This is a genomic window from Pontibacter virosus (assembly GCF_003096355.1).
Lineage (GTDB): Bacteria > Bacteroidota > Bacteroidia > Cytophagales > Hymenobacteraceae > Pontibacter > Pontibacter virosus.
Genome location: NZ_QEKI01000022.1, coordinates 1 through 12,571, shown reverse-complemented (window position 1 = coordinate 12,571; position 12,571 = coordinate 1). Strand labels below are relative to the sequence as shown.

General features: G+C 50.3%; 7 protein-coding genes. 5 read left to right on the top strand and 2 right to left on the bottom strand.

The window, feature by feature from the left end; all coding sequences use genetic code 11:
• Positions 1 to 6: 6 nt before the first annotated feature.
• Both C8E01_RS20425 and C8E01_RS20420 read right to left on the bottom strand, forming a co-directional pair.
• Entirely contained in the window at positions 7 to 3,213 is a 3,207-nt protein-coding gene (locus C8E01_RS20425; protein WP_116545314.1) for a TolB-like translocation protein, read from the bottom strand.
• A 4-nt stretch (positions 3,214 to 3,217) separates the two neighbouring features.
• On the bottom strand, positions 3,218 to 4,309 hold the full coding sequence (locus C8E01_RS20420) for an NAD(P)/FAD-dependent oxidoreductase (RefSeq protein WP_116545313.1): 1,092 nt from the start codon (positions 4,307 to 4,309) through the stop codon (positions 3,218 to 3,220).
• 81 nt (positions 4,310 to 4,390) lie between these two features.
• Here C8E01_RS20420 and C8E01_RS20415 point away from each other — a divergent pair, with 81 nt between their 5' ends.
• The 5 genes from C8E01_RS20415 to C8E01_RS20395 all read left to right on the top strand — a co-directional run bounded on the left by C8E01_RS20415 (position 4,391) and on the right by C8E01_RS20395 (position 12,009).
• A complete protein-coding gene (locus tag C8E01_RS20415; protein WP_116545312.1) occupies positions 4,391 to 5,029 on the top strand; it encodes an MBL fold metallo-hydrolase in 639 nt (212 codons plus the stop codon).
• A 9-nt stretch (positions 5,030 to 5,038) separates the two neighbouring features.
• Positions 5,039 to 5,761 carry a CDP-diacylglycerol--serine O-phosphatidyltransferase gene (gene pssA / locus C8E01_RS20410; RefSeq protein ID WP_116545311.1) on the top strand — a complete coding sequence of 241 codons (723 nt, stop codon included), beginning with the start codon at positions 5,039 to 5,041 and terminating at the stop codon, positions 5,759 to 5,761.
• A gap of 209 nt (positions 5,762 to 5,970) precedes the next feature.
• Positions 5,971 to 9,540, top strand: coding sequence for a type IX secretion system sortase PorU (gene porU, locus C8E01_RS20405; RefSeq protein WP_116545310.1), 3,570 nt, complete (start codon positions 5,971 to 5,973; stop codon positions 9,538 to 9,540).
• Between the two features lie 88 nt (positions 9,541 to 9,628).
• A complete protein-coding gene (gene porV / locus C8E01_RS20400) occupies positions 9,629 to 10,714 on the top strand; it encodes a type IX secretion system outer membrane channel protein PorV (RefSeq protein WP_243409734.1) in 1,086 nt (361 codons plus the stop codon).
• A 14-nt stretch (positions 10,715 to 10,728) separates the two neighbouring features.
• A complete protein-coding gene (locus C8E01_RS20395) occupies positions 10,729 to 12,009 on the top strand; it encodes a M16 family metallopeptidase (RefSeq protein ID WP_116545308.1) in 1,281 nt (426 codons plus the stop codon).
• The last annotated feature ends 562 nt before the right edge of the window (positions 12,010 to 12,571 follow it).

The following is a 12,571-nucleotide window of genomic DNA, read 5'->3' as shown; positions in this document are numbered from 1 at the left end:
CTTCTGCTAGAAGTCGTAGCCTAAAGTGATGTAGAATTTAGGTCCTCTACGCGAATCGTCTTCCTCACTCCAGGCCATGTCGACCTTGCCATAAACGCCGAACAAGGTGGTGCGCGCGCCTACCCCATAGCCCAAAAGGAATGGGTTACGGTAGTTGATCACCGTGATCTCGAACGGACTTGTGTTGGTCTGGTCAATACGGCCGCCAATCACGCGTGTGTTGATGGAGTTGTTACCCGTGAATGGGTTGGTACCATTGTAGGCTGATCCTGCGTCGCCGAAGGCCGTGAACTGCAGGTTGCGGAAGAAGCCTGAAGGTATGGGTCCGTCATAGAGATACTGCACGATAGGCACCCGCAACTCCAGATTGGCTAGCAAGACCTTGGACCCGCGACGGGCGTTGAAGTTGAAGCCACGGAGCGGCGTTGTGTAATCGAGGTAAAAGAGGTCGGCAGGTGTGCTTACTACCACGTCATCACGAGTCGATGTACCGTCGTCCTCCGATGCGAAAAGCCAATTGTCCATACCCCCGATCAGGAAGTTTTTGGGGGCGTTGCCGAAGAACGTGCCGTAGTTGATGCGCCCAGCCAGTATAATCTGGCGGTGTATTTTCTGGTAATGGCGCACATCCAGGTAAAACTTGCTGAAGCTCTCGGAGCTGTGCTCAAAGTTTCTCAGACTAAGGATGCCTGCTTTCATGCGGGTGCCTTCCAGCATGTTCACGCCTCGCACCACGGAGTTATCGTACACCAACTCCACGCTACCGCCGCCGAGGTAATCGTTCCTATCTGGCGTTACGAAGCTGTTGATATAGGTGAAGCGGGTATTTACAAAGCGGGGCTGCATGCGAATGCTCGTGCTGTAGCTAAGCGGGTATACTAAAGTAGGAGAGAACTCATGTTTGCCGAAACGCACAACAGAGCCCGGAAACTCCGGTGCCTGGCCTACAATCACATCGCGTCGGTACTGCAACCCAATGTCGAAGCGGTTTTTCAGGTTCATGTACTCTGCAAACATGCGGCTGGTCTCCAGGTCGGTGCGAACAAAGGCGCTGCCCCGAATATGATGATTCTCGAACAAATCACTCATATTCACACCAGCCACAATGCCAAAGCCCAATTGCGGATCAGCATATACAGAGGTGATCACCTCCTGCACACTAAAGCGAAGGTCATAGTCGACTGGGCCTGCAATGGGCACACCGCCCTCGGTGGTGCGGGCGCGCTGCGGCGCTGCGGCCTGTGTTTTTGCCTGCGTTTCGGCCTGTTGCTCCTCCTTGGCGTCACTTTCAAACTGGTAGTTCTCAATATCTACTTCCCCCTGTCGCTGCGTTCTCTTGCGCGTGGTAGTACCTTCCACAATCTTCCGGGCGGTGGCTGTGGTTGCAGCCGAGCTTCGGGCACGGGTCTCCAGTATGATCTGACGGGAAGTTTTTGGAAGCGCTTCCTGAGTGGTAGGGCTGAATGTTGGGAAAGCGTATACAAAGCTGCGGGCATTGTCAGTTGCGGTCAATACCAGGGCGTTTGCATCGCCCCCTAAATCGTAGCTTTCAATGTCTTGCAGGAAGTTGGTTATAGGGCGGCGAGTGCCTGCAGCCACATTGTACTGATACAGACTTCGCACCCCGGTTTCTTCGCTCAGGTATACCAGGTTGCCGTCGGCTGTAGCACGCGGCCGCAATTCGCTTGCAATAGAGAAAGTGATTTGCTGGGCACTGCCACCGTCGCGTGGCATCAGGAAAATGTCGTAGTTGTTCACCACACCCGAGAAAGTGCCGGTAGCTGTCTGACCAGTGGTGTCTATAAAGCGGTTGGAACTGAAAGCGATGTTGTTATTACCCCCTTTCAGGAAAACCGGTTGGATGTCGTCGTAGATGTCATTGGTGAGTTGCTGCTGCATACGCCCGCCACTGGATAGCAGGTATAGGTCCGTCTGCCCTTCGCGCACGGCGCTTATCAGCAGGGTATTGCCATCCTCAGAGTAACTTATGTCGCGTACCTGCGAGAATTGGCTCAGCGTAACGGCCGGGGTACGAATGTCGTCAAAGATTGGAATGCGGGAGCGGCGGCGGGTAGAATTGATCTGCCGCAGCACCATCTGTCCACGCCTTGCCTCTACAAAACCCAACTGGGTATTAGTACGCCAGGCCAGTACCGGCAGCTTGTAATCGATGCGCTGGTCAACGGTTTTGTAGCCGCTCTTCCATACCACGCGGCTGCGGTTGCTGCCCACCTCTTTTACAATAATCTGGTAGCTTCCGTTCTCGTTTTCAGCATACGCCATTAGCGTACCGGCCGGGTTCAGCACAGGCTGGGTATAGTGTATGTCTTTTTTGTTTTTCTGGAAAACCTTGTTCCCCGTAGGCAAACTTACCAGCGGATTCTCGCCGCGGGTGTTGATCTGCATGTAGTAGTTGTGGCAGTCCTGTAGAAAACGCTTGTATGGAATGTTGAGGCTGCTCGTTATGCCCACCTCCGTGTCGCGGGTGATGCGGGTCAGGTTCAGGATGTTCTGAATGGAGGTATAGCCGTATCGCTCGGCGATGTAGTTCCAGATAGCCTGACCGCCCAGTTGCTGATCCCGGGCCAGCACGTCTTCCATGCGGGCCTTGCTGTTGACCATCAGCATATCGCGGACGTAGTTATCCATGCGCAGGCTCCAGCCCTCGGCAGTATAGGCTGCCACCCCACTGATAAACCAGTCAGGCAGGCGCAGCAGGTAGCTGCTCTGCAGGGCTTCTTTCAGGCTGCCGCCATACATCATGTCGTTGAGCAAAAGCTCGGTAAGTTGGTAGCTCAGGTCGCGTTTGAAGTCAGTCTGGGTGCCGTCGTAGGCCAGCTCCAGCTTGTTTTTGAGGAAGAGCGTTTCGCCACCGGTCTGGAACTGGTCGCGCTGCATGCCGATGTTGCTTTGCTTCAGGTCCGTCATCGAGTTGTAGACGATGAGCGTGATTTTGGAGTAAGGGTAGTAGCCAATGAAACTGGTGATGCGCTTAAGCTCGCGCTCGGCATACTCGGCAGCGTTGCGGGCCGACTGGTCACCGCCCTCATAGAAGTATATGTTAAAGTTTTGGGTGCTGTAGAGCTTCCAATCGAAGTTCTTATACTGGATGCGGCTCCGGCCAAAAGTCTGCACATTGGGCTGGGCCATAGCCACCTCGCCTACCGCAGTACAGCACAGGAACAGTAACAATAACCTTATGGGAAAACGCATGCGCTTAGAGTTCTTGGTTATGGTGTTTTATGTAGTCGTAATATAACGAATAATATCTCGAAATGTGTACGTCCGGCAGTATTTCTCCCCCTCCAATCAACGCTTTGGCAAACACATCAGCCAGGTAAGGCGCCATCAGCACACCCTTAGAACCCATACCGTTGAACACGCTCAGCTGCGCATGTTTAGGGTGTCGGCCCATAAGCGGACGGCGGTCGCGCACTGCTGGCCTTATACCGGCCCAGTGCCTGCTCACCTGGTAAGTTTGTGTGGTAATCTGCTCAAAGCGCTCGCTCAACTCTTCCCTGCCTTCGGGGGTTGGAAGCTCGTCGGGTTGCCGCCAGTTGTAGGTGGCCCCTATCTTAAAGTGTCCCTCTCCTACCGGAACAACGTAAACGGCTTTATTATAGATGCATTCCGGGTTAAAATCCTGTGTTTGCACCTCCAGTACCTCCCCTTTGGTGGGCTGCAAAGGCAACCAACTGAAGTATGGGTTCTGCACCGCCTGCCAGCCTTCACAGAAAACCAGGTGACGTGCTGTTATGTTTTTGTAAGCTATACCTTCTTCTGTCAGCTGCAGTTGGTTTATCTCAAAACGCTCCGGCAATAGCGCATTGGCCTGCTGCAGGTCTTGCAGCAACAGGTCGAGTGTTTCGGCTATGCGCAGGTAGCCGCCCTTCCTGATCATGATGCCGCCGTACTCATCCTGTATAGAAGGGTCCTGATCGGTGCTTTGGGTATAGGTGGCACCAATGTACTCGCTCCAGTTTCCTTCGGCGCTTTTGGCCATCCAGTTGTTCTGCTCCTCTATGGTGGAGAATACTTTATAGATGGGCTTATGAACGAAGAGCTGCTGCTTGTATCGATCCTCCAGTTCATCGTAAAAGCTGTCGGCATAGGGCAGCAGCGTGTCGACGAGCCAGGACTTGGCGAAGCGCTTGCCCGCCACCGGATTTACGAGACCGGCTGCGACGCGGGAGGCGGAGTTGTTTTTAGGTTCGTCGATCACCAGCACCTGCTGGCCTTGTTTGCGTAAGGTATAGGCCAGTGTGGCGCCGGCAATGCCATGCCCCACGACTATGTAGTCATAATTCATACAGGCAATTTACGACTTACGCCTGAAGTTCGTAACTTAGAAGCCGAATTTGTGGGCCCATGCCCTGTGAAAGAGAATAACATGAACGTCACCTGTCTTACATTTAATCCCTTCCAGGAAAACACCTATCTGCTGCACGACGACACCAAAGAGTGCGTGGTAGTAGACCCTGGTTGCTATGAGCTAGCCGAACAGCAGGAACTCAAGCGCTACATCGAATCGAATGACCTGAAAGTGGTACGCCTGCTTAACACCCATTGCCACATCGACCATGTGCTGGGCAACAAGTTTGTGGCTGACACCTACGGTGTGGAGTTGGAGATACACGAAGAGGACTTGCAAACACTGCGCTCGGTACCGATATACGCTCCGAACTACGGTTTTCAACTATACAGCGGCATAGAAGCTTCGACGAAGTATCTGAAAGAAGGCGACACGATTAAGTTTGGAAACACTGAACTGCAGATCCTTTTTGCTCCCGGACACGCTCCAGGCCATGTGGTGTTCTACAGCGAGCCCGACAAGGTATGCATTGGCGGCGACGTGCTCTTTAAAGGCAGCATTGGCCGTACCGACCTGCCCGGCGGTGACTTCGATACACTTATCAACAGCATCAGAACCAAGCTATTCACGCTGCCGGACGATACGGTGGTATACCCAGGCCACGGACCGGAGACCACCATCGCGTACGAAAAGAAGTATAACCCATTCCTGCGCTAAGCCCTCCGGATGAAAAAACACATACCTAATGGCATTACCTGCCTCAACCTGTTTTGCGGCTGCCTGGCGCTGTATTTTGCCTTTAACTTTCGGCTGGAATACGCAGCCTACCTGATCGGTATAGCCGCTATCTTCGACTTTCTGGACGGGATGCTGGCCCGTGTGCTGAAGGCTTATTCAGAAATAGGCAAGCAACTGGACTCGCTGGCTGACATGGTTTCGTTTGGGGCTGTCCCGGGTGCTATTATGTTTGCGCTCCTTTGGGAGGCCGAAGCATCGGTATTAGGTATACCGGCTAATATACTGCCTTTCTTTGGCTTCCTGATCACAATCTTCTCAGCACTGCGCTTGGCCAAATTTAACATTGATACCAGACAGGCGGAGTCCTTTATCGGCGTGCCGACCCCTGCCTGCTCCATGTTCATTGGTTCGCTGCCACTGATCCTGGCCACTTCCGGCAACCTGTACGACAACATCATCCTGAACCCGTACTTTCTGCTGGCGGTTACGGTCATCTTCTCATACCTGTTAGTGGCAGAGCTCCCCTTGTTTGCGCTCAAATTCAAGAACCTGACTTGGAAAGACAATGCCACCCGCTTCGTTTTCCTGGGTATCTCCGTTATCTTACTGGCCTTAATTAAGTTCGCAGCCATACCGCTTATCATCGTGCTCTACGTCGTTTTGTCGATCTTCAGAAAAGCGCCTGCCTCCTCAAATTCTCCACTGGAGTAGAGACGTGCTGCGTTCTTAGCCAGGATCACTTCAACGCAGAGGAAAGGTATAGCGAGACCATAGGTATAAGTGTCACGAATTTGAGCGGCTGGCTATTGCTCCAGATCAGTCTGTTACATCTCCGCAATTATCTCCGATTTATTTAGCTGAAAGGATAATCTTCTGTAAATTTATACAGCGTATTATTCTTTCATTTACCTGCGCCTGCCATGCGGATTTTCTTGCTGCTGTATACCTGTCTGCTGTTTGGCTCTCACCTGCTATCAACCCATGCAAGGGCACAGGAAGGTATGACTGGCATCACGCGACAGGAATCACCTCAAAAATCATCATCCCAAAACGCTACCCATAACACAAACGATACCCAAGGCCAATTTGCCACTTCATCGGTTCTGAGTACAGGCAACTGGTATAAGATCGGTGTAACCGAGTCAGGTATACACCGCATCGACAGGGCGCTGCTACAGTCGCTCGGCATCAACACCCAGCAACTCGACCCGCGAACACTACAGCTTTTCGGAAATGGAGGCGGTATGCTCCCACAAGCCAACAGCGCACCACGTCCTGATGATTTGGTGGAGAACGCCATTTGGGTAGCAGGTGAAAATGATGGCCGTTTCGATGAAGCGGATTATGCAGTTTTTTACGCACAAGGCCCCCATACTTGGCAGCCTACTGGCAACGAACCAGCCTTTCGCCACAACCATAACATCTACTCAGACACCGCCTATTACTTTATTAGGGTCGGAGCAGGGAAAGGCCTCCGTGTAAGCCAGCGTGAGCAATCGAGCGGATCAGGACCAACCATTACCAGTTACAACGAGCGCCTTTACCACGAACGTGACCTGAAGAACATGGTGTACTCCGGCCGGGAATGGTATGGCGAGGATTTCAGTGCATTTACCACTGGTCGCGAGTTTAGCCTTCCCGTGTCGGACCTGGTGCCGGGTTCTGAGGTGCGACTCACCGCTTTTCTAATGGCTAATTCTTCGGCAGAGAGCTCCTATACCTTGCGCCTCAACGGGCATCCCTTAGGCACTCAGTCAATCAGCGGACGTGGCACTTTCCCTTACCATCCGGAAGGCATCAACAGCATCAAAACCTATACCTTAAATCAGCAGGTGCTCGGACAACCAGCTGAGCTAAAGGTAGCCATCAACTTTAGTACAGGCAGTAACTCCACCGCGCTTGGTTTCCTGAACTACCTGGCACTCAACTATGAGCGACAGCTCATGCTTTACGGCGACCAGACCAGTTTTCGCTCCATCGCCAGTATGGCCAGCCCGGTGAGCACTTTCCATCTGACAGGCACGCCTGCTGCCACACAGGTATGGGACGTGACAGATCCGCTGCGGCCTGCCCTGCAGCAGACAAGCATAGCTGGCTCTGACCTGACATTTAGTGTTTCGACTGATGTGCTTAGGGAGTTTGTGGCATTTAAGAACAACACCGGCCTCAAACCAAAAGCCTTTGGCAGGGTGGCTAACCAGGATCTGCACAGCCATAACCTCGACGGTCGCCTCGATCTGGTTATCCTGACCCATCCCCGTTTTCTGCAGGAAGCCAACCGCCTGGCAGCGCACCGTCGGCAGCATAGCCACATGGAGGTAGCAGTTGTCACAACAGCGCAGGTATACAACGAGTTCTCTTCCGGATCCCAAGATGTGACCGCCATACGTGACTATATGCGCATGCTCTATACCCGCAGTAGCAAGCAGGGCGACGATGTGATCTACCTGCTCCTTTTTGGTGATGCGTCTTACGATTACAAAAACCGACTGCCCAATAACACGAATTTCGTACCTGTGTACCAGTCCCGGCAATCGCTGCATCCCATCAGCAGCTACTCTTCCGAAGACTACTACGGTTTTCTGGATGAGGAGGAAGGCGAATGGGCCGAGAACAGTGCAGGCGACCACCTGCTCGACATCGGTATAGGCCGATTGCCTGTCAAGACATCAGCAGAGGCAGCAGCGGTGGTTGACAAGATCATGGCTTACGACAGCCCGGGGCACTACGGGAAGTGGCGCAGCCGGGTAACGTTTGTGGCGGACGATGGTGACTATAATGAGCACGTGAACGACGCTGAGTTTCTGAGCAGCTACTTGGAGCGTGAACACATCAACTACAACTCCAACAAGGTATACCTGGACCTATACCCGCAGCAAGCCGTAGCCAATGGGCAGCGTGCCCCTGAAGCTGTGGATGCCATCGACAAAGCCGTGGAGCAAGGCTCGCTTATCGTAAACTACACTGGCCACGGTAACGAAGTCAGTTGGGCTTGGGAGCAGATTCTGAGCATACCCCAAATCAACAACTGGCGCAACAAAGACCGGCTGACCTTCCTACTGACCGCAACCTGCGAGTTTGGTCGTTACGACGATCCAAGACGTTCTTCTGGTGCTGAGCTTGCTTTGCTAAGCGATCAAGGCGGCGCCATTGGTTTGCTAACGACAACACGTCCTGTTTTTTCGAGTGACAACCGCGTACTTAACCGCAACTTCTTCAAAGCAGCTTTCAACCCAATTGATGGCCGTATGCCTCGACTGGGTGATGTCGTTCGGCTCACCAAAAACATCAGCCTGACAGAGACGGGCGGTTCCAAGGGCGTGAACAACCGGAACTTCACGTTACTGGCAGATCCTTCTCAGCAACTAGCCTACCCGCATTTGCAGGCCCGCATCACACAGATTAATGGTCAACCAACTCTCTCCGATACCCTTGGAGCACTGGGTAAAGTAAACATGAAAGGCGTGGTGGAGACCGCAGACGGAAGCATCGCCACTAATTTTAATGGAACCCTGCACATCACCGTTTTCGAGAAATCTACTACCCACCGCACCCTCGGTGATAACACACCGGAGCGCACAGGAGATCCGACTATACCTGGTGGCAAACAACCTATACCTGTGCAATTGCGTGAAAACGTGGTGTATGACGGACAGGCCGCTGTTAAATCCGGTGCTTTTGAGCTGAACTTTGTCGTTCCCCAAGACATTGACTACCGCTATGGTAGTGGCAAGATCAGCCTCTATGCCAGCAGTGCTGCACACGACGCAATAGGGGCTGACACCGCCGTGGTTATAGGAGGTACTGCCGCAGGTATAGCGCCGGACAATACGCCTCCTACAATCAAGCTGTTTATGGATGACGAGTCTTTTGTATCTGGTGGCACTACGGGTCAGAACCCGGTTCTGTTGGCAAAGCTATTCGACGAAAATGGGCTGAACACGGCAGGTATAGGATACGGGCATGAGATGGTCGCTGTACTGGATGAAGGCACTGACCAGGCCATTGTGCTGAACGACTACTATTCTTCCGACCGCGATAGTTATCAGTCCGGCACAATCCGTTATCCATTTAAGGATCTAAAGGAGGGCCCGCATACCTTGTCGTTGAAAGCCTGGGACACGCACAACAATTCAGCTGAAGAGCGGCTGGCATTCCTTGTGTCCAACAACGAAAAGCTAACCATCACGCAACTGCTGAATTACCCAAATCCGTTTTCCACAAACACCACGTTTCACTTCGACCATAACAGGGCAGGCGAAAATTTAGATATCCATATACACATATTTACCGTATCAGGAAAACTGGTAAAGACGCTGAAAGGCACCAGTTATACCAGCAAGTCGCATTTTTCCGAAATCAATTGGGACGGGAAGGGTGAATATAACGACACATTAGCGCGCGGCGTATACGTTTACCGAATCATTGTACGTTCTCAGTATGATGGAGCAACAGCCACCAGTTTTGAGAAACTTGTGCTCTTGAATTAGTAAAATCCTATAATATTTCTATATTTGATTTTGCATCAACACCCTCTATATGTATAAGAAAAATTTACTTGTAAAAGCCACTGCATTTGTGGCTGCATTCTTTTCAGTGCACTATGCATCAGCACAAACATCTACTATCGGTCAGGATTCACGCACAGTAACCACAGCCGTTCCGATTCTGACAGTAGCACCTGATGCACGCTCTGCTGGTTTGGGCGATGCAGGTGTTGCCCTTAGCCCAGATGCGAACGCACCACACTGGAATCCAGCCAAATTAGGCTTCGTGCAAAATGATATGAGTGTGAGCTTTTCTTATTCTCCCTGGTTGCGCAACATTGTGGACGATATGTCGCTCAGCTACCTCTCAGGCTACAAAAAACTTTCTGAAACATCTGCCATCTCTGCCTCGCTTCTATACTTTGACTTAGGTGACATTCAGTTTATCGATGCCAATGGCAATGACATTACAGAGTTCTCCCCAAAAGAGTATGCGCTATCGGTTGCTTATGGACAAGCTTTGAGTGAGCACTTTAGCTTAGGTATAGGAGCCCGCTTTATCCGCTCTAACCTAGCCGGCAACGTGACAATAGGCGGCGGTGCTTCTCCTTTCGAGTCGAAGCCAGGTAACACAGCTGCTGTGGATGTGGGTGTTTACTATAACCGTGATATCTCTCAGAGCCTGAACCTTGGTTTTGGTGCCAATATTTCTAACATCGGAGGTAAGATTGCCTATACCAACGGGGACCAAAAGGATTTTCTGCCTACCAACCTAAAACTTGGTACTGCAATTACGTATAACCTTGACCAGTACAACTCACTGACCTTTGTACTGGATGCCAACAAACTACTGGTTCCATCGCCAGGTGCTGACAGTACACAGACTGTGATAAGCGGTATCTTCACATCGTTCGGTGATGCGCCGGGGGGCTTTAGTGAAGAGTTACAGGAGATAAATTTCTCTGGAGGTGTAGAGTACTGGTACAACAATCTGTTCGCTGCGCGCCTTGGTTATTTTTATGAAAACCCAGAGAAGGGCAACAGAAAATATATCTCAACGGGTGTAGGATTGCGCTACCAAAAATTCGGCATAGACGCAGCCTACCTGATTCCAAGCGAAAGAGGCAATCCTCTTGCTGAAACCATTCGTTTCAGTTTATCGCTAAACTTAGATTAAAAACTAATTACAGAATGCTTGATAGAACAAAAGCACCAGAAATACATGAAATAGAAGCAGTCACGTTACAAATAGCTGAAGTAAGTCACTTAAGCAACGGAGCCAGACTGCATTATATAAAAAGCGAAACCCAGCCTGTCATCAGGCTGGATTTTGTTTTTAAGGCGGGTAAGTGGTATGAAGAGCATGCCGGAGTAGCTGACCTGACAGGCAAGATGCTCTTTGAGGGTAGCATGAACTATACCGCTAAGCAAATCGCTGAAAAAGTAGCTTATTACGGCGCCTCTTTTGATAATAACCATGGCTATGATCGGTCCGAGTTTACGCTCTACTGCCTCAGTAAATACGTACCGGAGCTGTTACCTTTGGTACTTGATGTATTGCAGAACCCAGTATTCCCAACCGAAGAGTTTGAGCTTCTACGCAAACGCAATAAGCAAAACCTAAAGGTACAACGCCAAAAGAATAATTATTTGGCTACGCACAGTTTCACTAAGCTCGTTTACGGCAACACACATCCTTATGTATTCGGTCTGGATGAAAATGCGCTCGATCACATTGCCAAGGATGCGCTGGAAAGCTTTTATAAGAACAGGTACAGCACGGATCAACTAGAAGTTTTTGCCTGTGGTGCGATTGATGAAGAGTTGGAAAAACTACTGGAGAAAGAAATTGCTACAATGCAATTAACAGGAGCGCCTAAAGAGCCCCTGGTTACTAAAGTAGAAATTGCTAAGCAAGAAGATTTTGTCTTGATGCCAGAAAGCCTTCAATCATCCATACGCCTGGGGAAACAGTTCCCATTAATTGGACACGAAGACTATCACAAGCTGGTTGTATTAAATGAAATACTGGGAGGTTATTTCGGTTCCAGGCTAATGCGCAATATCCGGGAAGACAAAGGCTATACCTACGGCATCTATTCAGCTATCTCTCCAAAGGAACAGGATAGCTTGTTTTTTATTGGAACAGATGTTAATTACCAAGTTACATACAAAACAATAGAAGAGATCCGGAAAGAGATCAAGCTACTGCAGGATGAAATGGTGCCTGAAGATGAATTGCAGACTGTAAAGAGCTACATGCTTGGCAAGTTCTTAAACGATATAGCCACTATCTTTGAGCAGTGCGACAGGTATAAGCGCATTGTATTGCACAAGCTGCCTTACGAGCACTACAATAACTATATCAACATTATCAGGGGGATTACAGCGGAAGAGCTACAAGAACTGGCAAATAAATACCTTGATCTAGAAGGATTGAAAATTGCCATAGCAGGCAAAAGACCAGACTGATCCTGAATTAAACTCACATAATCTGCTTATCATAACAAAGAAGGCTACCTACAATAGGTAGCCTTCTTTGTTATAGAGACGTGCCATAGGAGTTCAAATATGGGAAGAGGAAAATAGGCATAGGGCAGGAAAGCCTGGTGTTGTGCGCATTTACTAAATGTAGCGAAGAGGGGATTGGGCCGATACCCGAAACGACCAAATTACTTGAGGCGATGTATCTTCAAAAAAGAGGAAGGGAAGCAGGAGCAGTATACGGAGGGAATAGAATACTAAGTAATAGTTTAGATATTGGCTAAAGAAATTTTAAAGTTCAGTCAGTCCTAATTGCTAAGTATTTCTGTAGCTTCACTTAGATGTAGCATGGTTTTAGAGCCAAACGCATTTCATTCTTAAGCTTAATACAATGCCTTAGATTCTAGCTTACACAATGTTTTACAAAATTGGTATTCAGAATCAAATACTCCCTTCCTTCCCTATATCTCTAAACGCGCGCAGCCCCCGGCTCTTTGGGGGGGCCGGGGGCTGTGCTGTTTGTTGGGGTTGGCGGCCACCTACTCTCCCG

Bases quoted from the DNA above. Each gene is read 5' to 3' on its own strand.
- C8E01_RS20425 (WP_116545314.1), bottom strand. From the start codon at position 3,213: ATGCGTTTTCCCATAAGGTTATTGTTACTGTTCCTGTGCTGTACTGCG.
- C8E01_RS20420 (WP_116545313.1), bottom strand. From the start codon at position 4,309: ATGAATTATGACTACATAGTCGTGGGGCATGGCATTGCCGGCGCCACA.
- C8E01_RS20415 (WP_116545312.1), top strand. From the start codon at position 4,391: ATGAACGTCACCTGTCTTACATTTAATCCCTTCCAGGAAAACACCTAT.
- pssA (WP_116545311.1), top strand. From the start codon at position 5,039: ATGAAAAAACACATACCTAATGGCATTACCTGCCTCAACCTGTTTTGC.
- porU (WP_116545310.1), top strand. From the start codon at position 5,971: ATGCGGATTTTCTTGCTGCTGTATACCTGTCTGCTGTTTGGCTCTCAC.
- C8E01_RS20395 (WP_116545308.1), top strand. From the start codon at position 10,729: ATGCTTGATAGAACAAAAGCACCAGAAATACATGAAATAGAAGCAGTC.